18 protein-coding genes and 1 pseudogene are annotated in these 20,542 nt (G+C 59.8%); 6 read left to right on the plus strand and 13 right to left on the minus strand.

Translation table 11 applies throughout. The annotated features are described in order from the left end of the window. Positions 1-199: 199 nt before the first annotated feature. Together AB4N44_RS15770 and AB4N44_RS15775 are read right to left on the minus strand one after the other, a co-directional pair. Positions 200-865: a fumarylacetoacetate hydrolase family protein gene (locus AB4N44_RS15770; protein WP_460108493.1), complete on the minus strand. Its 666-nt coding sequence runs from the start codon at positions 863-865 to the stop codon at positions 200-202. Between the two features lie 41 nt (positions 866-906). Next, entirely contained in the window at positions 907-2,301 is a 1,395-nt protein-coding gene (locus tag AB4N44_RS15775; protein ID WP_095121590.1) for an FAD-binding oxidoreductase, read from the minus strand. 204 nt (positions 2,302-2,505) lie between these two features. Here AB4N44_RS15775 and serA point away from each other — a divergent pair, with 204 nt between their 5' ends. After that, complete coding sequence (serA, locus tag AB4N44_RS15780; RefSeq protein ID WP_095121592.1) at positions 2,506-3,735, plus strand: phosphoglycerate dehydrogenase; 1,230 nt, start codon at positions 2,506-2,508, stop codon at positions 3,733-3,735. A gap of 62 nt (positions 3,736-3,797) precedes the next feature. Here the strand turns inward: serA and AB4N44_RS15785 are convergent, their stop codons facing one another. Continuing rightward, positions 3,798-4,223, minus strand: a complete 426-nt coding sequence (locus AB4N44_RS15785) for a DUF4399 domain-containing protein (protein WP_150775342.1) — start codon at positions 4,221-4,223, stop codon at positions 3,798-3,800. A gap of 135 nt (positions 4,224-4,358) precedes the next feature. Here AB4N44_RS15785 and AB4N44_RS15790 point away from each other — a divergent pair, with 135 nt between their 5' ends. Continuing rightward, positions 4,359-4,922 (plus strand): transporter substrate-binding domain-containing protein, encoded by a 564-nt coding sequence (locus AB4N44_RS15790; protein ID WP_160042259.1) that lies wholly within the window; start codon positions 4,359-4,361, stop codon positions 4,920-4,922. A 286-nt stretch (positions 4,923-5,208) separates the two neighbouring features. Here the strand turns inward: AB4N44_RS15790 and AB4N44_RS15795 are convergent, their stop codons facing one another. Both AB4N44_RS15795 and AB4N44_RS15800 read right to left on the minus strand, forming a co-directional pair. Beyond that, positions 5,209-5,694, minus strand: a complete 486-nt coding sequence (locus AB4N44_RS15795; protein ID WP_460108491.1) for a 2-thiouracil desulfurase family protein — start codon at positions 5,692-5,694, stop codon at positions 5,209-5,211. A gap of 1 nt (position 5,695) precedes the next feature. After that, positions 5,696-6,327: pseudogene (locus tag AB4N44_RS15800) on the minus strand (2OG-Fe(II) oxygenase). Positions 6,328-6,435: 108 nt separating this feature from the next. Between AB4N44_RS15800 and AB4N44_RS15805 the strand changes: the two are divergent. Then, complete coding sequence (locus AB4N44_RS15805; RefSeq protein ID WP_122604472.1) at positions 6,436-7,167, plus strand: DUF2059 domain-containing protein; 732 nt, start codon at positions 6,436-6,438, stop codon at positions 7,165-7,167. A gap of 104 nt (positions 7,168-7,271) precedes the next feature. Here AB4N44_RS15805 and bipL read toward each other — a convergent pair whose 3' ends face one another. Further along, on the minus strand, positions 7,272-8,219 hold the full coding sequence (gene bipL / locus AB4N44_RS15810) for a phospholipase BipL (protein ID WP_150749789.1): 948 nt from the start codon (positions 8,217-8,219) through the stop codon (positions 7,272-7,274). Positions 8,220-8,318: 99 nt separating this feature from the next. Here bipL and AB4N44_RS15815 point away from each other — a divergent pair, with 99 nt between their 5' ends. Both AB4N44_RS15815 and AB4N44_RS15820 read left to right on the plus strand, forming a co-directional pair. After that, the gene (locus tag AB4N44_RS15815; protein ID WP_127930158.1) at positions 8,319-8,897 is read left to right on the plus strand and encodes a DUF6436 domain-containing protein; all 579 of its coding nucleotides are present in this window, start codon (positions 8,319-8,321) and stop codon (positions 8,895-8,897) included. Between the two features lie 102 nt (positions 8,898-8,999). Then, complete coding sequence (locus AB4N44_RS15820) at positions 9,000-11,408, plus strand: penicillin acylase family protein (protein ID WP_460108488.1); 2,409 nt, start codon at positions 9,000-9,002, stop codon at positions 11,406-11,408. Positions 11,409-11,589: 181 nt separating this feature from the next. Here the strand turns inward: AB4N44_RS15820 and AB4N44_RS15825 are convergent, their stop codons facing one another. Continuing rightward, positions 11,590-12,555: a GlxA family transcriptional regulator gene (locus AB4N44_RS15825; RefSeq protein ID WP_460108487.1), complete on the minus strand. Its 966-nt coding sequence runs from the start codon at positions 12,553-12,555 to the stop codon at positions 11,590-11,592. A 239-nt stretch (positions 12,556-12,794) separates the two neighbouring features. Here AB4N44_RS15825 and AB4N44_RS15830 point away from each other — a divergent pair, with 239 nt between their 5' ends. After that, on the plus strand, positions 12,795-13,436 hold the full coding sequence (locus tag AB4N44_RS15830) for an HD domain-containing protein (RefSeq protein ID WP_460108486.1): 642 nt from the start codon (positions 12,795-12,797) through the stop codon (positions 13,434-13,436). Between the two features lie 142 nt (positions 13,437-13,578). Here AB4N44_RS15830 and AB4N44_RS15835 read toward each other — a convergent pair whose 3' ends face one another. From AB4N44_RS15835 to AB4N44_RS15860, 6 genes are all read right to left on the minus strand, one after another. Further along, the gene (locus tag AB4N44_RS15835; protein WP_007913861.1) at positions 13,579-14,469 is read right to left on the minus strand and encodes an ABC transporter permease subunit; all 891 of its coding nucleotides are present in this window, start codon (positions 14,467-14,469) and stop codon (positions 13,579-13,581) included. Next, a complete protein-coding gene (locus AB4N44_RS15840) occupies positions 14,466-15,347 on the minus strand; it encodes an ABC transporter permease subunit (RefSeq protein WP_174245145.1) in 882 nt (293 codons plus the stop codon). The genes AB4N44_RS15835 and AB4N44_RS15840 overlap by 4 nt, the downstream gene beginning before the upstream one ends. 35 nt (positions 15,348-15,382) lie before the next feature. Next, entirely contained in the window at positions 15,383-16,525 is a 1,143-nt protein-coding gene (locus AB4N44_RS15845; protein ID WP_007913856.1) for an ABC transporter ATP-binding protein, read from the minus strand. A 66-nt stretch (positions 16,526-16,591) separates the two neighbouring features. Further along, complete coding sequence (locus tag AB4N44_RS15850; RefSeq protein WP_460108484.1) at positions 16,592-17,689, minus strand: polyamine ABC transporter substrate-binding protein; 1,098 nt, start codon at positions 17,687-17,689, stop codon at positions 16,592-16,594. Between the two features lie 188 nt (positions 17,690-17,877). After that, on the minus strand, positions 17,878-18,990 hold the full coding sequence (locus tag AB4N44_RS15855) for a polyamine ABC transporter substrate-binding protein (protein WP_127930163.1): 1,113 nt from the start codon (positions 18,988-18,990) through the stop codon (positions 17,878-17,880). A gap of 172 nt (positions 18,991-19,162) precedes the next feature. Beyond that, positions 19,163-20,527 (minus strand): aspartate aminotransferase family protein, encoded by a 1,365-nt coding sequence (locus AB4N44_RS15860; RefSeq protein WP_102901387.1) that lies wholly within the window; start codon positions 20,525-20,527, stop codon positions 19,163-19,165. Between the last annotated feature and the right edge of the window lie 15 nt (positions 20,528-20,542).

The following is a 20,542-nucleotide window of genomic DNA, read 5'->3' on the forward strand; positions in this document are numbered from 1 at the left end:
CCAGAATGAGAGGAATTATCCGTACAGGATGTGAAAAAAACGGCAAATGGCGGGATTGCCCTGCACGCTTGCAAGGTGGATCACACAAATGTGGGAGCGAGCCTGCTCGCGAAGACGGAGTGTCAGGCAACGATGATGTCGACTGACCTGGCGCCTTCGCGAGCAGGCTCGCTCCCACAGGGGATTTGCGGCGTGGCGGTTAGCGCACGTTGCTGGTGAAGCTGCTCGCGCCAACCAGTTCGAGGACGATGTCATCGCCCACGTTCAGCGGGCCGACGCCGACTGGCGTACCGGTAAGGATCACGTCACCGGCCTGCAGCGAGAAGCAGCCGGCCATGTGCTGGATCATCGGCACGATAGGGTTGAGCATCGCGCTGCTGTTGCCGTCCTGACGCACTTCGCCGTTGATGGTCAGGCGAATGCCGATGTCAGTCAGGTCAGCAAAGGTGCTGCCAACCACGAACGGGGCGATCACCGCCGCGCCGTCGAACGACTTGGCGATTTCCCACGGCAGGCCCTTGGCTTTCAGCTCCGCCTGCTTGTCGCGCAGGGTCAGGTCCAGCGCCGGGGCGAACCCGGAGATCGCGTCAAGCACTTCTTCACGGCTCGGTTTGGTCGACAACGGCTTGCCGATCAACACGGCGATTTCCGCTTCGTAGTGTACCGAACCGCGCTCGGTCGGAATGGCGAAACCGCCTTCCAGCTCGACCACGCAACTGCCCGGCTTGATGAACAGCAACGGCTCGGTAGGCACCGGGTTGTCCAGTTCCTTGGCGTGTTCGGCGTAATTACGGCCAATGCACACGACTTTCCCGATCGGGAAGTGGATGCGCGTGCCGTCGACGTACTGGTGCTGATAGCTCATTTACCGACTCCTGCCTTCATTGATTCATCAAAGATTGTCGATCAAACCGCGAAAATCTTGCCCGGGTTCATGATGCCGTTCGGGTCGAACACCGCTTTCACCGCTTTCATGTACTCGATCTCGACCGGGGAGCGGCTGTAGGTCAAGTAATCGCGTTTGGTCATGCCCACGCCGTGCTCGGCGGAGATCGAACCGTTGTACTTCTCGACGGTTTCAAACACCCACTTGTTGACGGTCGCGCACTTGGCGAAGAACTCGTCCTTGCTCAGGTTATCCGGCTTGAGGATGTTCAAGTGCAGGTTGCCGTCGCCGATGTGGCCGAACCAGACGATTTCGAAATCCGGGTAGTGTTCACCGACGATCGCGTCAATTTCCTTTAGAAATGCTGGCACTTTCGACACAGTGACCGAGATGTCGTTCTTGTACGGCGTCCAGTGCGAGATGGTTTCGGAGATGTATTCGCGCAGCTTCCACAGGTTCTGCAGCTGGGTTTCGCTCTGGCTCATCACGCCGTCCAGCACCCAGCCCTGTTCGACGCAATGCTCGAAGGTTTCCAGGGCGCTGTTGGCCACTTCCTCAGTGGTCGCTTCGAATTCCAGCAATGCGTAGAACGGGCAGTCGGTTTCGAATGGCGCCGGAACGTCGCCACGACCCATGACTTTGGCCAAGGCTTTGTCGGAGAAGAATTCGAACGCAGTCAGATCGAGTTTGCCCTGGAAGGCGTGCAGCACCGGCATGATCGAGTCGAAATCGGCGGTGCCAAGCACCATCGCGGTGAGGTTTTTCGGCGCGCGATCAAGGCGCATGGTCGCTTCGACGACGAAACCGAGGGTGCCTTCAGCGCCGATGAACAGCTGACGCAAGTCGTAACCGGTGGCGTTCTTGATCAGGTCTTTGTTCAGTTCGAGCACGTCGCCCTTGCCGGTGACGACTTTCATGCCGGCCACCCAGTTGCGGGTCATGCCGTAGCGAATCACTTTGATCCCGCCGGCATTGGTGCCGATATTCCCGCCAATCTGACTGGAACCTGCCGAAGCGAAGTCGACCGGGTAGTACAGGCCCTTTTCTTCAGCGACGTTCTGCAAATGCTCGGTGACCACGCCCGGCTGACAAACGGCGGTGCGGTCGGTGAGGTTCACGTCGAGAATCTGATTCATGTAGTCGAACGACACGACCACTTCGCCGTTGGCCGCTACCGCAGCCGCAGAGAGCCCGGTGCGCCCGCCCGATGGCACCAGCGCCACCTTGTGCGTGTTGGCCCAACGGACCACCGCCTGCACCTGCTCGATGGTCTTGGGAAACACGATAGCGCTTGGCGCCGGGGCGAAGTGCTTGGTCCAATCCTTACCATACGCATTCAGGGAGTCGGCGTCGGTCAGGACCTTGCCAGGCTCGACCAGGGTCTTCAGTTCTTCAATCAGGGCAGGATTGGTCATCGACAGAACTCTCGAACAATTCATGGTCATCCTGAGAACGCTTCACGTCGCAGGAATGAGTGTTTAGCGGGGAGGCTATGCTAGCATATCGACCCCGCAGGACAGTGCCCAAGGCCAGATCCGCGGAGACGACTTTCTTGTCGTCCGGGTCAGCGTCTGTTGACCATTTCCTGCCATTTTTCTCCGGGATACAGGTTTACGCAGATGAGCAAGACTTCTCTCGATAAGAGCAAGATCAAGTTCCTTCTTCTCGAAGGCGTCCACCAATCGGCTGTCGACGTCCTCAAGGCGGCGGGCTACACCAGCATCGAATACCTGACAGGTTCCTTGCCGGAAGCCCAGCTCAAGGAAAAGATCGCTGACGCTCACTTCATCGGCATTCGTTCGCGCACCCAACTGACCGAAGAGATCTTCGATCACGCGAAGAAGCTGGTTGCGGTCGGCTGTTTCTGCATCGGCACCAACCAGGTTGACCTGAGTGCTGCCCGTGAGCGCGGTATTGCCGTGTTCAACGCGCCGTACTCCAACACCCGCTCCGTTGCCGAGCTGGTGCTGGCCGAAGCGATCCTGCTGCTGCGCGGCATCCCGGAGAAAAACGCTTCCTGCCACCGTGGCGGCTGGATCAAGTCCGCAGCCAACTCCTTCGAGATCCGTGGCAAGAAACTCGGCATCGTCGGCTACGGCTCGATCGGTACGCAGCTGTCGGTTCTGGCTGAAGGCCTGGGCATGCAGGTGTACTTCTACGACACCGTAACCAAACTGCCGCTGGGCAACGCGACTCAGATCGGTAGCCTGACCGAGCTGCTGGGCATGTCCGACATCGTCACCCTGCACGTTCCGGAAACCGCTGCGACCCAGTGGATGATCGGCGAGAAGGAAATCCGCGCCATCAAAAAGGGCGGCATCCTGATCAACGCGGCGCGCGGCACCGTGGTCGAGCTGGACGCCCTGGCGGACGCGATCAAGGACAAGCACCTGATCGGCGCGGCCATCGATGTATTCCCGGTGGAGCCACGCTCCAACGACGAAGAGTTCGAAAGCCCGCTGCGTGGCCTCGACAACGTGATCCTGACTCCGCACATCGGTGGTTCGACCGCCGAAGCGCAAGCCAACATCGGTCTGGAAGTGGCAGAAAAACTGGTCAAGTACAGCGACAACGGTACGTCCGTTTCGTCGGTGAACTTCCCGGAAGTGGCCCTGCCGGCTCACCCTGGCAAGCACCGTCTGCTGCACATCCACGAGAACATCCCGGGTGTGATGAGCGAGATCAACAAGGTCTTCGCCGAAAACGGCATCAACATCTCCGGTCAGTTCCTGCAGACCAACGAGAAGGTTGGCTACGTGGTGATCGACGTCGACGCCGAGTACTCGGAGCTGGCGCAAGAGAAGCTGCAGCACGTCAACGGCACTATCCGTAGCCGCGTGTTGTTCTGATTTAGCGTTGAGCGACAAAAAAAGGGAGCCTTCGGGCTCCCTTTTTCATGCACGCGGAAAACTTATTCGACGTTGATGGTGATTTTCTTCGAGACGATTGGCGGGTCGAATGCCATGTGACCGCTGTCGCCAAGTTCCAGCTGCAAGGTGTGCTTGCCCGGGGCGAGCTTGATGTCAGCCTGGGTCTGCGCCTTGCCGAAGTGCATATGGTTGGCATCGGTAGGGACGACCGAACCGGCAGGAACAATTTCCTTGGCGTCGATCAGCAGGTGATGGTGACCGGTGTTCTTGGTGACGTCACCGGCCGGCGCCAGTGCGACGTCCTTGGTACCGAACTTGACGGTGAAGGTCTGCGAAACCGTGGCCCCGTCTGCGGGAGAAACGATGAACACTTCGGCGCCTTTGGGGGCCGGTGTCGCCGCACTGGCCAGCACCGAAACGCCCATCAGCACACCCGCGAACGCTGCACGTGACATAAAGCTTTTCATTTTCTTCTCCAGTTTTTCCGTAAAATCCGCACGGTCATGACAACTTCATGACCATTCGTTGTCGAAGGCACTCGACAACCATAGCAAAGCGAGCCTGAATCAGAGCGTCGCGATAATGATTTCAAAGGAGTGACCATGCGTTTTCTGCCTGGCCTGATCTGCCTGCTACCCCTTTTGAGCCCTTTGGCTCATGCCGAACTGATTGATGACGTCAACGACCGTGGCGAGCTGCGCATTGCCCTTGAGGCTAATACACCGCCCTTCAATTTCAAGGAAGGCGACACACTCACGGGGTTCGAGGTCGAGCTTGGGCAACTGCTCGCCCGGGAGCTGGATGTACGCGCCGATTTCATCGTCACCGACGAGGCCGACCTGCTCCAGGGCGTTGAAAGCGGCAAGTACGACGTTGCGCTCAACCACATAGCACTGACACCCGAACTCAAGGATCGTTTCGACTTCAGCGAGCCTTACGGCAAGGTCGATTCGCAGTTGCTGGCGAAGAAGGATGAGCAGCCAAGGCCGATGGTGCTGGTGCAGGCATTGACTGAAGAGAAGCCGAAAGCGGCGGAGCCAGTGGATCTGGCGATTCCGTTTCAGAAGGGTAATCCGGCGTTTCAGGCCAGTCTTGCGAGCGCGATGCAGCGGATCAAGGCGGATGGGCGTTTGGCGGCGCTGACCGAGAAGTGGTTGAAGCCTTAAAAGCCCCTCACCCTAGCCCTCTCCCCGAGGGAGAGGGGACTGATTGGGGGATGCTTCAGAGATACGCCGACCTGAAATGGATGTACCGAATCCGAAATCGACTGGTCATGGCTTTGTCGAATCCATAATCGATCGGTCATGGCATTGTCGAATCCATAATCGATCGGTCATGGCTGTGTCGAATCCATAGTCGATAAGGTCTTCCAGGTCGATGCAAGACGCCAGACACCTCGGTCGGCCCCCTCTCCCTCCGGGAGAGGGCTGGGGTGAGGGCAACGATTCAGGATCAGTCCAAAGCAGCCAGGGCCAGCGCGACCTGCGGCAGTTCAAGTTCGCTGAAGACCTGCACACCATGGCGCTTGAGTAACGCGGCCGTCACCCCTTCGCCACTCACCTTCACGCCACTGAATGTCCCGTCGTAAGTCAGCAGATTCCCGCAAGAAGGACTGTTGGCCTTAAGCACCGCCACGCGGATGCCATATTTCTGCACCAGTTCGAGCGCCTGCCGCGCGCCATCCAGAAACTGCGCACTGACATCCTCACCCTCAGTGGTGATCACCGCCGCAACACCATCGAGCACCTCACCACCCTGCCCGCCCGGAATCTCCGCTGCTGCCCGCGGCGTCGGCAATCCTCCCGCGACCTCCGGACACAACGGCACCACCCGCCCTTCGGCAATCCACTGCTCCAGCAGATCAAACGGCCCGCCCGCACCGCCGTCATAACGTACGCGATGCCCCAGCAGGCAACGACTGACCAGAATCCTGTCCATCTCAGAACGGCTCGTTGCCACGGCGGCGAAACCAACCGGTCAGCGACAAGCGCTCGCGGTTCGCCGGCAACACTTCATGCGGCACTTCGCCGGAGAGAAACACCACCAGACACCCGCCCGTAGGCTGAACGTCGTGCACGCGCTGATCGTTCAGGTACATGCGCAACTGACCGCCATCCTCCGGCAGCCAGGCGTCATTGAGATAGACCACCACCGAAACCATGCGCTTGTCATCGTCGCGAAAACGGTCGACGTGCTTGCGATAAAACGCACCCGGCGGATACAACGCGAAATGGCATTCAAAGTCTTCAAGGCCGAGGAACAAGCCACGGTTGAGTGCCTCGCGCAGGCTCTCCATCAGGTTCAGATAACGGTCGCTGGCCTCGGCCTGACCGGGATCGATCCACTGGATGTGGTCGCCACGAATCCCCTCGCGGATCTCCGAAAAGGCCCACGCCCCACCGCCGCCGGGGCCAACTCGCCTTCGGCCTCACGTTTACGGCACTCGGCCGCCAGCTCGCGGGTCAAACCGGCGGGCAGGAAAATGTTCTGCTGCGACCAGCCGTGTTCGGCCAGGTCATCGACAATGCGTAACAGCAGTGGGTGTTCAGAGGATATTTGCATGGCGCGCATAGTATGTCGGCGGCAAGAAATCCGACAGAGCCACGCGGCGGCTTGCTACGAATTCTCGACAAGTACCGGCACCGCACGGAGAATAGTCCGCTGCTGACAGGAGTCCCTATGCGCCGTTTGCTTTTTTCACTGTTGATGTTCTGCGTTTTGCCCGCCTGGGCGGACGGCCACGATCAGTTGTACAAGGTCGCCGGCTGGCCAGATCAACGTGCGCATTTCAACGACGCCCTGACGGCCGCACAGCAGCGCTATCAGAACAGCCTGCCGCCCGCCGTATTTCAGGCGCTGGTGAACAACAGCAATCAGCGCTTTGCCCCGCAGGCTGTGGATCAACGTGCCGAAGCGCAACTGCGGCAGAAGCTCGCTGATCCAAAACCGGCGCTGACCTTCTTTCAATCGCCGCTGGGCAAGAAAATCGTCGCCGCCGAATTGCTCGCGACGCGCCGCGATCAATTGGCGAAAAATGCCAAGGGTTTGCCAAAGATGCAGGCCAGCGACAGCCGTCTGCTGATCATTGGCCACCTCGCTCAGGCGCTGCCAGCGCGTGAAGCTGGCGCCGAAGTGAGTCTGGCGATTGCCGGCGTGGCGGCGGACAGCCTGAGTTCGATGATTCCGGGGCTGCTCGGTGGCGGTCAGGCGCAAGGCATGCTCAATGGTCAGCGCCAGCGCTTGATGGATCAGATTGGCGCGGACATGAACAACACGCTGCTCTATGTCTATCGCGATCTGTCGGATGAAGAGCTGGAAGAGTTCGCGACGTTTGCCGAGTCGGCTGAGGGCAAGGCGTATTACCAGGCCGCGCTGGCGGCAATTCGCGCAGGGCTTGCGGTCGGGCAATGATCTTCGTCGCCTCTTAGACCGCTATCGCGAGCAGGCTCACTCCTACAGGGGTACGCATTCCAAATGTAGGAGTGAGCCTGCTCGCGAAGGGGCCCTCACAAGCGCTACAGATTCCGGCCCCTGATCCGCTTGCTCAAGAATTCGAAATACTCCTCACGCATCTCCACCGTCTCATTCGCCAGATGATGCCGCGCCTCGGCCAGCAGCAAGATCTGCGGTCGGTCGAACTTCCACTTCATCACCTGCAGATTGTGCTGCCAGTCGACCGTCATGTCCGCCTGCCCCTGAATGATCAATGGCCGCCGCGGACTTTTTTTCGCGTGCTCGACGCGAATGATCCAACGCGACAACGCCCCGACCCACTTCGTCGGCAAACGTCGCGGCTGCAACGGATCAGCCTGCAGAAACGGCAGGAAATCCGGATCGTTGGAATTCTCGCTGAAGCGCCGCGTGACCCCTCTGACAAAAGGCCTGAGCAAGTAATAGCTCAGCTGCGACCAGCCCCACGCCCGCGGCCGCACCAGCGGCGCCATCAAAATCACCTGGCCCTGCGCCGGGCTGTTTTCGCCGTGATTGAGCAGATGATCGACCACAATCGCCCCGCCGGTGCTCTGCCCGCACAAATGCCACGGCTGCGGCAACGCGATCGACTGCGCCTCGGCGAACAACGCTTGCAGGACATCCTGGTACTCGGAGAAATCGCGAATGCTCGCGCGCGGCCCGCTCGACAAGCCATGGCCCGGCAAGTCGCAGGCGATCACCGCAAAATCCTGATCCAGCGCCCACTCGATCACATGCCGATACAGCCCGGTGTGATCGTAGTAGCCGTGCAGCAGAAACAGCGTCGCCTTGACCTTCTCCGGCCACCAGCAATGGCTGACCACTTCATAGCCATCGACCTCGAAACGGCCCATGCCACGCCAGACATCCCGCTCGGGAAAGTCGGTTTGGTAGAAACGCTGATAGGCCTTGGCCTCGTCCGACAACGGCTGCCACTCGGCCAAAGGCTTGAGGCTGGCGCGGATCTGATCGGGGTCGAAAGTGGCAGGCATGCGGGAATTCCAAAGCGGTAAACAGACTTTATCGGCCTGCGATATTCATCTGTCGGAGCAAGCATGGCAAGCTAGCCCACCTCTTCTGGAACGAAAACCATGCGTTCGCCCTACCGCACCGCACTGTTTGCCAGCCTGCTCGCGCTGATTTGCGCCGGGGTGCTGTGGGCGGCGTACGACTGGTTTCAGGGGCGTTATCTGCGTGCTTTCAGCGAACACACGGCGGTGTTTTCCGGTGATCCGCTGCGTCTGCCGGACAATCTCGCCGGCCCCGGCAAGATCCGCCTGGTGCATTTCTGGGACCCGGCCTGCCCGTGCAATGTCGGCAATCAACAGCACCTGACCGAGATGGTCGAACAGTTCGGCGCCAAAGGCGTGGAGTTCTTCGCCGTGCAAAAGGCTGGCAGCCACGGTCAACTGCCCGCGACCCTCAGCAGCCTGAAAACCATCACGATATTGCCCGGTTCCGAACAGGTGCCCGCCAGCCCGGCCGTGGCGATCTGGGACCGTAGCGGCAAACTGGCGTATTTCGGACCGTACAGCGAAGGCCTGACCTGCAACTCCAGCAACAGTTTTATCGAACCGATTTTGAATGCCCTGACAGAAGATCGCCCGGTCAATGCCACGCACACGCTGGCGGTCGGTTGTTACTGCCCGTGGTCTGTGGAGAAGCAGTAAGGCATTCCGGACTTTTCAAGGACAGCGCTGCACGGCACAGAAGGTCTGTGCTAATTGTTTGCAGCCCGACGGGCGGCAATCCCGTATGCACAAGGAGTCACCATGAAGCGCGTGTTCACCGTACTTGGCTTGCTCATCGTTGTTCTGCTCGCCGGCGTCGGCTGGTATGTCTACAGCAAACAACCAACGCGCCAGGGCCAGGTCGAACTGCGCAACCTGCAAGGTTCGGTGACCGTGCGCTACGACGAACGCGGTGTACCGCACATTCGCGCCGAGAACGAAACCGACCTCTACCGTGCCCTTGGCTATGTGCATGCCCAGGATCGCCTGTTCCAGATGGAAGCCATGCGCCGCCTCGCCCGTGGCGAACTGGCCGAAGTGCTCGGGCCGAAACTGCTCGACACCGACAAACTGTTTCGCAGCCTGCGCATCCGTGAGCGCGCCGCCAGTTACGTCGCCAGTCTCGATAAACAGTCGCCGGCGTGGAAGGGCCTGCAAGCCTATCTGGATGGCATCAACCAATATCAGGACAGCCACGCTGCACCGATCGAGTTTGACGTGCTGGGCATCCCCAAACGGCCGTTCACAGCAGAAGACAGCATCAGCGTCGCCGGCTACATGGCCTATAGCTTTGCGGCGGCGTTTCGCACCGAACCGCTGCTGACCTACGTGCGCGATCAGCTCGGCGCCGATTATCTCAAGGTTTTCGACCTCGACTGGCAGCCCAAAGGGGTGCTGGTCAACGGTCACGCCAAGCAAGCGCCGGCACTTGCCGCTGGCGACTGGAAAGACCTCAACGCCCTCGCCCGCCTCAGCGAACAGGCGCTGATCGACAATGGCCTGCCGCAGTTCGAAGGCAGCAACGCCTGGGTGATTGCCGGCAGCCGCAGCCAGAGCGGCAAACCGCTGCTGGCCGGTGACCCGCATATTCGCTTCTCGGTGCCGTCGGTGTGGTACGAAGCGCAATTGTCGGCGCCGGGCTTCGAGTTGTACGGCCATCATCAGGCGCTAGTGCCTTTCGCCTTCCTCGGCCACAACCTCGATTTCGGCTGGAGCCTGACCATGTTCCAGAACGACGATCTGGACCTGATCGCCGAGAAGGTCAACCCGGATAACCCCAATCAGGTCTGGTATCGCGGCCAGTGGACCGACATGGTTGTCACCCAACAGCAGATCAATGTGAAAGGCCAGACACCGGTAACCCTCACCCTGCGTCAATCGCCCCACGGCCCGATCGTCAACGATGCGCTCGGCACCGCTGCCGGCAAGACGCCGATTGCGATGTGGTGGGCGTTCCTTGAAACGCCGAACCCGATTCTCGAAGGTTTTTATCAGCTCAACCGCGCCGACACGTTGGCCAAGGCCCGCGCCGCTGCCGCGAAAGTGCAGGCGCCGGGGCTGAACCTGGTTTACGCCAACGCCAAGGGTGATATCGCCTGGTGGGCCTCGGCATTGCTGCCCAAGCGCCCGGCCGGGGTGCGGCCGGAATTCATTCTCGACGGCAGCAGCAATCAGGCCGACAAGGAGGGTTTCTACCCGTTCAGCGCCAACCCGCAGGAAGAGAACCCGGCGCGCGGCTACATTGTCTCGGCCAACTTCCAGCCGCTGTCGCCGACCGGCATGGAGATTCCCGGTTACTACAACCTTGCCGACCGTGGGCAGCAACTCAATCGCCAGCTCAGCGACAAGAACGTGAAGTGGACCAACGAAGCTAATCAGAAACTGCAATTGGGTACTGCAACCGGTTACGGCCCGCGCGTGCTGGCACCGTTGCTGCCGGTGCTGCGTGAGGTAGTGAGCGATCCGGCGCAACTGAAACTGGTCGAACAACTGGCGCAGTGGTCTGGCGACTATCCGCTGGATTCGGTCAGTGCGACGGTGTTCAACCAGTTCCTCTACGACCTGGCCGATGCGGCAATGCGGGATGAGTTGGGCAATGATTTCTTCGAGACATTGCTGTCGACGCGAGTGATTGATGCGGCGTTGCCGAAACTGGCGGCGAATGCCGATTCGCCGTGGTGGGATAACCGCAGCACGCCGAACAAGGAGACCCGCGCCGATGTCGTGCGCGCGGCGTGGCAGGCGAGCATGCAGCACTTGAAGCTGACCCTGGGCGATCACTCTGCCGAGTGGAAATGGGGCGCGGCGCACACGCTGACTCACGGCCATCCGTTGGGACAGCAGAAGCCACTGGATCGGATTTTCAATGTCGGGCCGTTTGCGGCGCCGGGCAGTCATGAAGTGCCGAACAATCTGTCGGCGAAGATCGGCCCGGCGCCGTGGCCGGTAACTTACGGGCCGTCGACACGTCGGCTGGTGGATTTTGCTGATCCGGCGCATGGGTTGACGATCAACCCGGTCGGGCAGAGTGGTGTGCCGTTTGACAGTCACTATGACGATCAGGCTGAGGCGTATGTCGACGGGATGTATGTGCAGGCGCATTTCAACGACGAAGAGGTGACGGCGAATACGCGCAGTACCTTGAAGTTGTTGCCAGCGCGGGCACCTTAAAAGCCCCTCACCCTAGCCCTCTCCCGGGGGGAGAGGGGACTGACCGAGGTGTCTTTCGCTATGCACCGACCTGAGCGATCGAGTCGATTATGGATTCGGTACAGCAACATCACGTCGGCGTATCTCCTCAATATCCCCCAATCGGCCCCCCTCTCCCTCTGGGAGAGGGCTGGGGTGAGGGTCAAACCATCACCGCAAAATTCAGCCGAAACTGCTGCGGTGTCACCCCCAACCGCCGGTTAAACACCACGCGCATATGTTGCGCGTCACGAAACCCGCACTGATACGCCACCGTCTTCAACGGCGCCGCCGTGCTCTCCAGCATCACCCGCGCCGCATCCACCCGCGCCCGCTCGACAAACTCCGCCGGCGTGACTTTGGCTTCCCGGGCAAACACTCTGGAGAAATTACGCGCACTCATGTTCGCCGCATTGGCCAGATCGGCGATCGTCAGATCACCAGTCAGATTGGCCAATACATACAACTGCACCATCGCCACCGCCGACGTCGGTTCCGCGTGCGGCGTGAGGAACGGACTGAACTGTGACTGCCCACCGGAACGCTGGGTGAACACCACCAGACGCTTGGCCACGCTCAGCGCCACTTCAGCACCGTGATCACGCGCCAGCAGGTACAACGACAGATCAATCCCCGCCGTCACCCCAGCCGAGGTGTAGAGCGTGCCGTCCTCGACGTACAGACGATCCGCCTCGACCTGTGTGGTCGGGCACAACCGGGCCAACGCCTCGGCATCGTTCCAGTGCGTGGTGACGGTGCGCCCTTCCAGCATTCCGGCGCGCGCCAGCATGAACGCGCCGTTGCAGATCGAACCGAAGCGCTGCGCCCGAGCACACGCCTCGCGCAGCCACTCGTCGAACGTCGCGCCAAAATCCATGAACGGCAGGTGCGGCCCACCGGCGACCAGCAGCAGGTCGTAGGCATCCAGCGCTTCGCTGAAATACCGATGGGCATTCAGGTTCAAACCGTTGGAACAGGCCATCGGGCCGTGTTCGACGCCGATCACTTCGAGCCGATAGTGATCCTCGGGCGGCAGGAAGCGATTGGCCTCGGCGAACACATCCATCGGGCCGCTGACGTCCAGCGATTGCACGCCGGGAAACACGACGATGGCGACGGTTTTGTTCATGGCTGTGGATTCCCCCTTTAAGAGCAAAAGATCGCAGCCTGCGGCAGCTCCTACAGGGGAATGCGGGCTTCTGTAGGAGCTGCCGCAGGCTCGGGCCGCGATCGGACGATCTTTTAGCTTGGCACGATTTGCAGGTGGATTGGCAAGGATCGCAGCCATGGATCGATTGTCCGGTTTCTGCCTCGGGCACAGACTTTTCCCATCAGCGCCACGACGGCGTTTTCGACGAGGAAATCGTTATGAGCACCACCATTGCCGGCATCAAAATCCCCGACAGCACCCTCGCCCGAGCCACCACCGAGTACATCCGCGACATCGAGTCCGACTTGCTCTACCACCACTCGCGTCGGGTCTTTTTGTTCGGCGCCTTGAGCGGTGAGCGTCAGCAACTGGCCTACGATCCGGAGTTGCTCTACGTCGGCGCGATGTTCCATGACCTCGGCCTGGTCGAAGGTCATCGCAGCGCAGATGAACGTTTCGAAGTGGATGGCGCGAATGCGGCGGCAGCGTTTCTCAAACCGTACGGGGTGAGCGATGACGATATCGAACAGGTGTGGCTGTCGATTGCCTTGCACACCACACCGGGCGTGCCCAAGCATCTGCGCCCGACCGTGGCGCTGGTAACGGCAGGTGTGGAAATGGATGTGCTGGGCATGGATTACGCGGCGTTCAGCACCGTGCAGCGTGAGGCGGTGGTGCATGCGCACCCGCGTGGAGAGGGTTTCAAGGAATGCATCATCTGCGCGTTCGCCGATGGCTTGCGCCATCGTCCGCAGACCACGTTTGGCAATGTGAAGACCGATGTGCTGAAGGACAAGCAGCCGGGGTTCAAGCCGATGAACTTTGTCGAAGTCATCCGCCAATCACCCTGGACTGCCTGAAACGAACTGTGGGAGCGAGCCTGCTCGCGAAAGCGGTGTATCAGCCAATATTTGAGTCGACTGATACTCCGTCTTCGCGAGCAGGCTCGCTCCCACATTGGGATTTGGGTTGGCCTCGAGAATGAGGCCAAGCCATTAGCGCTTACGCAGCCTCCGGGCTTGGCGCCCGGCGCACGTCCGGCTGCTTCCACGAATCGGCTGCGCTTTCTTCGATGGCTTGCTGGATGGCTTTCTTGCGCGCTTCTTCGGCACGGCGGCTGAAGAACCAGACCATGAAGGTCACGATCGACACGGCCAGCAGAATCAGGCTCGCCACGGCGTTGATCTCAGGCTTCACACCCAGACGCACTGCCGAGAACACTTCCATCGGCAGGGTCGTCGAACCAGGACCCGAGACAAAGCTCGCCAGTACCAGGTCATCCAGCGACAGCGCGAACGACATCATGCCGCCCGCCGCCAGCGATGGCGCGATCATCGGAATGGTGATCAGGAAGAACACCTTCCACGGCCGAGCACCGAGGTCCATCGCCGCTTCTTCGATCGACAGGTCCAGCTCACGCAGGCGCGCCGACACCACCACCGCCACATACGCCGCACAGAACGTAGTGTGGGCGATCCAGATGGTGACGATGCCACGCTCCTGCGGCCAGCCGATCATCTGCGCCATGGCCACGAACAGCAGCAACAGCGACAGACCGGTGATCACTTCCGGCATCACCAGCGGCGCCGTCACCAGACCGCCGAACAGCGTACGGCCCTTAAAGCGGGTGATGCGCGTCAGCACGAACGCCGCCAGCGTCCCCAGCGCCACCGCGGCAACCGCGGTGTAGCAGGCGATTTCCAGCGAGCGCAGCACCGAGCCCATCAGCTGAGTGTTGTCGAGCAGGCCGACGTACCACTTGATCGACCAGCCGCCCCACACCGTCACCAGTTTCGAGGCGTTGAACGAGTAGATCACCAGGATCAGCATCGGCAGGTAGATGAACAACAGACCGATGACCAGCATCAGGCTGGAGAAACGGATGCGCTTCATTCTTTGCCCTCCATTTCTTTGGCCTGACTGCGGTTGAACAGAATGATCGGCACAATCAGGATCGCCAGCATCACCACTGCCAGCGCGGATGCCACCGGCCAGTCACGGTTGTTGAAGAACTCTTGCCAGAGCACTTTACCGATCATCAGGGTTTCCGGACCGCCAAGCAGTTCCGGGATCACGAACTCGCCGACCACCGGGATGAATACCAGCATGCAGCCGGCAATGATGCCGTTCTTGGACAGCGGAATGGTGATTTTCCAGAAGCTGTTGAAGGTGCTCGAACCGAGGTCGGATGCCGCTTCCAGCAGACTGTGATCGTGCTTCACCAGGTTGGCGTACAACGGCAGGATCATGAACGGCAGATACGAGTAAACGACGCCGATGTACACCGCCAGGTTGGTGTTGAGGATCTGCAAAGGCTCGTCGATAAAGCCCATGCTCATCAGGAACCCGTTGAGCAAACCGTTGTTGCTGAGGATGCCCATCCACGCGTAAACGCGGATCAGGATCGCCGTCCACGTCGGCATCATGATCAGCAGCACCAGCACCGTTTGCAGCTCTTTACGGGCGGTGGCGATGGCGTAGGCCATCGGGTAGCCGATGACCAGACAAAGAATGGTACTGATCAGCGCCATCTTCAACGAGCCGAGGTAAGCGGCGATGTACAACTCGTCGCCCGCCAGCATCGCGTAGTTGCCCAGGTTCAGCAGCAGTTGCAGCTTCTGCTCGGCGTACGTGTAGATCTCGGTGTACGGCGGAATGGCCACGTCGGCTTCGGCGAAGCTGATCTTCAGAACGATGAAGAACGGCAGCATGAAGAACAGGAACAGCCAGATGAACGGGACCCCGATGACCAGCTGCCGGCCATTGGGGATTATTCGGTTGATGCGGCGTTTGAATTTGCGCATGTTCATGAGCGAAGTACCACGCCGCTGTCATCTTCCCACCACACGTAAACCTGATCGCCCCAGGTCGGACGCGCGCCACGCCGCTCGGCGTTGGCCACGAACGACTGCACCAGTTTGCCGCTCGGCAGTTCAACGTAGAACACCGAGTGACCGCCGAGGTAGGCGATGTCGTGGACTTTGCCGCTCGACCAGTTGTATTCGCAGGTCGGTTGGTCGGCGGTGACCAGCAGCTTCTCCGGACGAATCGCGTACGTGACCGATTTGTCCTGTACCGAAGTGCTGATGCCGTGTCCGACGTAGATCTGCCGGTCGAGGTCCTTGCAGGTGATGGTCGCGTGGCCTTCAGCGTCATCGATCACTTCGCCTTCGAAGATGTTGACGTTGCCGATGAATTCGCAGACCAGACGGCTGGTCGGGGTTTCGTAGATGTCGATCGGGCTGCCGATCTGGGCGATCCAGCCCAGGTGCATGATCGCGATGCGCTCGGCCATGGTCATGGCCTCTTCCTGGTCGTGGGTCACCATTACGCAGGTCACGCCGACGCGCTCGATGATTTCCACCAGTTCCAGCTGCATCTGCGAACGCAGTTTCTTGTCCAGTGCGCCCATCGGCTCATCGAGCAGCAGCAGCTTCGGCCGCTTGGCCAGCGAACGAGCCAGCGCCACGCGCTGACGCTGACCGCCCGACAGTTGATGCGGCTTGCGTTTGGCGTACTGGCTCATCTGCACCAGCTTGAGCATCTCGGCTACGCGGGCATCGACTTCAGCCGCCGGGATCTTGTCCTGCTTGAGGCCGAAGGCGATGTTCTGCGCCACGGTCATGTGCGGGAACAAGGCGTACGACTGGAACATCATGTTGATCGGACGTTCGTACGGCGGCATGTCGGTGATGTCGACGCCGTCGAGGAAAATGCGCCCCTCCGTGGGCCGTTCGAACCCTGCCAGCATCCGCAGCAGAGTGGATTTGCCCGATCCCGAACCGCCGAGCAGGGCGAAGATTTCGCCTTTCTTGATTTCCAGGGACACATCGTCCACGGCAATCGTCTCGTCGAACTTCTTCGTGACCCGGTCGATTTTGACCAGCACCTGTTTCGGTGTCTGGTCGCCCTCGAGGGCTTTCTTATAGGCGCCGGAGGCAACTGCCATTTACGAAACTCCCAGAAAAAAACAATGCAGTTCGCCCCGCAAGGCGAACCCAGGATAGTGTGTGCCTTACATCCCCGACTTGACCTTGGTCCAGCTGCGGGTCATCAGACGCTGAATGTTCGGTGGCAACTCGATCGACACATAAGCCTTGTCGATAACGGCCTGCGGCGGATACACCGACGCATCGGTACGGATGGATTGTTCCATCAACTTGTCCGCCCCCGGATTGGGGTTGGCGTAACCGACGTAATCACTGACCTGAGCGATCACCTCAGGTTTCAGCAGATAGTTGATGAAGGCATGGGCCTGCTTCACGTTCGACGAATCCTTGGGGATTGCCAGCATGTCGAACCACAATGCGCCACCCTCTTTCGGCACCGTGTAGGCGATGTTCACGCCCTTCTTGGCTTCGGCTGCACGGTTCTTCGCCTGGAAGATATCGCCGGAGAAACCGATGGCCACACAGATGTCGCCGTTGGCCAGATCACCGATGTATTTCGAGGAGTGGAAGTAGGTCACGTAAGGACGCACCGCGAGCAACTTGTCGGTGGCTTTTTCGTAGTCCTTGGGATTGGTGCTGTTGGCATTCAGGCCCAGATAGTTGAGCACGGTCGGCATCATTTCATCCGCCGAATCGAGGAATGCCACGCCGCAGCTTTGCAGCTTCTTGATGTTCTCAGGCTCGAACAAAACGCCCCACGAATCGATCTTGTCGACACCCAGCACGGCCTTGACTTTATCGACGTTGTAACCGATGCCGTTGGTGCCCCACAGGTACGGCACGGCGTACAGGTTGCCCGGATCGTTCTGCTCCAGACGTTTGAGCAGCGCCGGGTCGAGATTGGAATAATTCGGCAGCTGCGAGCGGTCGAGCTTCTGGAACGCGCCCGCCTTGATCTGCTTGCCAAGGAAGTGGTTCGACGGCACGACCACGTCGTAACCGGTACGCCCGGCCAGCAACTTGCCTTCCAGGGTTTCGTTGGAGTCGAACACGTCGTAGACCGGTTTGATCCCGGTTGCCTTTTGGAAGTCGGCCAGCGTCGACTCACCGATGTAATCGGACCAGTTATAAATATGCACCGTACCGGCGGCCTGGGCTCCGACAGCAATCGTCAGGCCGGCAGTGGCCAGCAGGGCTTTGCGCAAAGAAGAAAAAATAGGCAAGTGGAGGTCCTCTAAATTAGTTGGGCCCAAGTTGCCCCGCGCTGCATGACAGCCGTGGCTGCCCGGCAACAAAACCGGCGCGCAACTTACCCTCGAAAAACCGTTCCTGCAAAACTTCCTGTCATTTAATTGATCCGCTGGCCGCCCGCGCGGGGCATGACGGCCAGCGGTTGTTGCGTCAAACCGGCTTATTTACCGGATTTGATCTTGGTCCAGCTACGAGTGATCAGGCGCAGGGTCGCTGCGTCCAGATCGCTGATCGCGTAGAGCTGCTTCTTCACTTCAGCCGACGGGTAGATGCTCGGATCGCTGGTGATGTCCTTGTCCACCAGTGGCGTGGCAGCCTTGTTGCCGTTCGGGAAACGCACGGCGTTGGTGATGCCGGCCATCACTTGCGGCTCAAGCAGGTAGTTCATGAACTTGTAGGCGGCTTCGACGTTTTCGGCATCCTTGGGAATGGCGACCATGTCGTAGAACGTGCCAGCGCCTTCTTTTGGAATGGTGTAGGCCAGCTTGACCTTGTCACCGGCTTCCTGGGCGCGGGTCTTGGATTGTTCCAGGTCACCCGAGTAACCGACGGCGACGCAGATGTTGCCGTTGGCCAGGTCGGAGATGTACTTGGAGGAATGGAAGTAGGCAACCGAAGGACGAATCTTCAGGAACAGGTCTTCGGCGGCTTTCAGGTCAGCCTTGTCCTTGCTGTTGGTTGGTTTGCCCAGATAGTGCAACGCCGCCGGAATCATTTCGGTCGGTGCGTCGAGGAAGCTTACGCCGCAGCTTTTGAGCTTCTCGATGTTTTCAGGCTTGAACACCACGTCCCAGGAATCGATCTTGTCGATGCCCAGCGCTGCCTTGACCTTGGCCGGGTTGTAGCCGATGCCGATCGAGCCCCACATGTACGGGAACGCGTGCTTGTTGCCTTGGTCGCTGGCATCGCCAACCGCCTTGAGCAGGTCTTCGTCGAGGTTCTTCCAGTTCGGCAGCTTGGACTTGTCCAGCTCCTGGTAAACACCGGCTTTGATCTGCTTGGCGAGGAAGTTATTGGAAGGCACCACGATGTCGTAACCGGACTTGCCGGCCAGCAGCTTGGCTTCCAGGGTTTCGTTGCTGTCGAAGACGTCATAGACGACTTTGATCCCGGTGGCTTTTTCAAAGTTGGCCACGGTGTCCGGGGCGATGTAGTCGGACCAGTTGTAGACGTGCAACACCTTGTCGTCCGCCTGAGCCGCAGTCGCCATGATTCCCATCAGGGACATGGCGAGCAGAGTCTTGCCAGCGAGCTTTTTGCCTAATGCCTTCATGCGTTAATGCTCCAAATTTTTCTTTTTTGAACCACTTTGTTCAGCGGCCGAACCCGGACAACTGGAACCGCGGCTAGTCTGGCAAGATCCGAGGCGGTCTTTCAAGAAAAGACCAGCCTTTCTGACAGCTTTGAGCGCGAGCGCCACGGCTCCCCCGCTCAAAGCCTAGCACTTAGCCCTGCAACGCACTGAGGGTCAGGTCCAGGCATTTACGTGCCTTTGTCACCAGCTCATCGATCTCGGCTTTGCTGATCACCAGCGGCGGCGCGATGATCATGGTGTCGCCCACAGCGCGCATGATCAGGCCGTTGTCGAAGCAGAACTGGCGGCAGATCATGCCGACGCCCTTGCCTTCGTAACGCTTGCGCGTGGCCTTGTCCTGCACCAGCTCGATCGCGCCCAACAGGCCGACGCCGCGAACTTCACCCACCAACGGGTGATCGTTCAGTTCCCGCAGACGTTTCTGCAAATACGGTGCCGTTTCGTTGTGCGCGTTCTCGATAATTTTTTCATCGCGCAGGATGCGGATGTTTTCCAGACCCACCGCCGCCGCCACCGGGTGACCGGAGTAGGTGAAGCCGTGGTTGAAATCGCCACCTTCGTTGAGCACCGCCACCACGGTGTCGCGAACAATCAGGCCACCCATCGGGATGTAGCCGGAGGTCAGGCCTTTGGCGATGGTCATCATGTCCGGCTTGAGATCGTAGAAATCACTGCCGAACCACTCACCGGTACGGCCGAAACCGCAGATCACTTCGTCGGCGACGAACAGGATGTCGTACTTGGCGAGGATTTCCTTGATGCGCGGCCAGTAGCTGTCGGGCGGAATGATCACGCCGCCGGCGCCCTGGATCGGCTCGGCAATAAAGGCACCGACGTTGTCGACGCCGACTTCGAGAATCTTCTCTTCCAGCTGATTGGCCGCCCAGATACCGAACTCTTCCGGCGACATGTCGCCGCCTTCGGCGAACCAGTACGGTTGCGCGATGTGGACGATGCCCGGGATCGGCAAGTCGCCTTGTTCGTGCATGTAAGTCATACCACCGAGGCTCGCGCCGGCCACGGTCGAACCGTGATAACCGTTCTTGCGGCTGATGATGACTTTCTTGTTTGGCTGGCCTTTGATCGCCCAGTAGTGGCGGACCATGCGCAGCATGGTGTCGTTGCCTTCGGAGCCGGAACCGGTGAAGAACACGTGGTTCATGCCTTCCGGTGCCACGTCGGCAATGGCCTTGGCCAGTTCCAGCGCCGGCGGGTGCGCGGTCTGGAAGAACAGGTTGTAGTACGGCAGTTCGCGCATCTGTTTGGCGGCTGCGTCGGCCAGCTCATCGCGACCATAACCGATGGCCACGCACCACAGACCGGCCATGCCGTCGAGGATCTTGTTGCCTTCGCTGTCCCACAGGTAAACGCCCTTGGCGTTGGTGATGATCCGCGGGCCTTTCTCTTTCAGCTGCTTGAAGTCGCTGAACGGGGCCAGGTGGTGATCATTGCTGAGTGCTTGCCACTCGCGGGTTTGCGGGTTGTTGCTGGTCATGCCAATTCTCCTTGT

Source organism: Pseudomonas sp. S3_C06, from assembly GCF_054667675.1.

What these genes read in the sequence shown, in the direction of transcription:
- AB4N44_RS15770 (WP_460108493.1), bottom strand. Translation starts at nt 865, where the DNA reads ATGAGCTATCAGCACCAGTACGTCGACGGCACGCGCATCCACTTCCCG.
- AB4N44_RS15775 (WP_095121590.1), bottom strand. Translation starts at nt 2,301, where the DNA reads ATGACCAATCCTGCCCTGATTGAAGAACTGAAGACCCTGGTCGAGCCT.
- serA (WP_095121592.1), top strand. Translation starts at nt 2,506, where the DNA reads ATGAGCAAGACTTCTCTCGATAAGAGCAAGATCAAGTTCCTTCTTCTC.
- AB4N44_RS15785 (WP_150775342.1), bottom strand. Translation starts at nt 4,223, where the DNA reads ATGAAAAGCTTTATGTCACGTGCAGCGTTCGCGGGTGTGCTGATGGGC.
- AB4N44_RS15790 (WP_160042259.1), top strand. Translation starts at nt 4,359, where the DNA reads ATGCGTTTTCTGCCTGGCCTGATCTGCCTGCTACCCCTTTTGAGCCCT.
- AB4N44_RS15795 (WP_460108491.1), bottom strand. Translation starts at nt 5,694, where the DNA reads ATGGACAGGATTCTGGTCAGTCGTTGCCTGCTGGGGCATCGCGTACGT.
- AB4N44_RS15805 (WP_122604472.1), top strand. Translation starts at nt 6,436, where the DNA reads ATGCGCCGTTTGCTTTTTTCACTGTTGATGTTCTGCGTTTTGCCCGCC.
- bipL (WP_150749789.1), bottom strand. Translation starts at nt 8,219, where the DNA reads ATGCCTGCCACTTTCGACCCCGATCAGATCCGCGCCAGCCTCAAGCCT.
- AB4N44_RS15815 (WP_127930158.1), top strand. Translation starts at nt 8,319, where the DNA reads ATGCGTTCGCCCTACCGCACCGCACTGTTTGCCAGCCTGCTCGCGCTG.
- AB4N44_RS15820 (WP_460108488.1), top strand. Translation starts at nt 9,000, where the DNA reads ATGAAGCGCGTGTTCACCGTACTTGGCTTGCTCATCGTTGTTCTGCTC.
- AB4N44_RS15825 (WP_460108487.1), bottom strand. Translation starts at nt 12,555, where the DNA reads ATGAACAAAACCGTCGCCATCGTCGTGTTTCCCGGCGTGCAATCGCTG.
- AB4N44_RS15830 (WP_460108486.1), top strand. Translation starts at nt 12,795, where the DNA reads ATGAGCACCACCATTGCCGGCATCAAAATCCCCGACAGCACCCTCGCC.
- AB4N44_RS15835 (WP_007913861.1), bottom strand. Translation starts at nt 14,469, where the DNA reads ATGAAGCGCATCCGTTTCTCCAGCCTGATGCTGGTCATCGGTCTGTTG.
- AB4N44_RS15845 (WP_007913856.1), bottom strand. Translation starts at nt 16,525, where the DNA reads ATGGCAGTTGCCTCCGGCGCCTATAAGAAAGCCCTCGAGGGCGACCAG.
- AB4N44_RS15855 (WP_127930163.1), bottom strand. Translation starts at nt 18,990, where the DNA reads ATGAAGGCATTAGGCAAAAAGCTCGCTGGCAAGACTCTGCTCGCCATG.
- AB4N44_RS15860 (WP_102901387.1), bottom strand. Translation starts at nt 20,527, where the DNA reads ATGACCAGCAACAACCCGCAAACCCGCGAGTGGCAAGCACTCAGCAAT.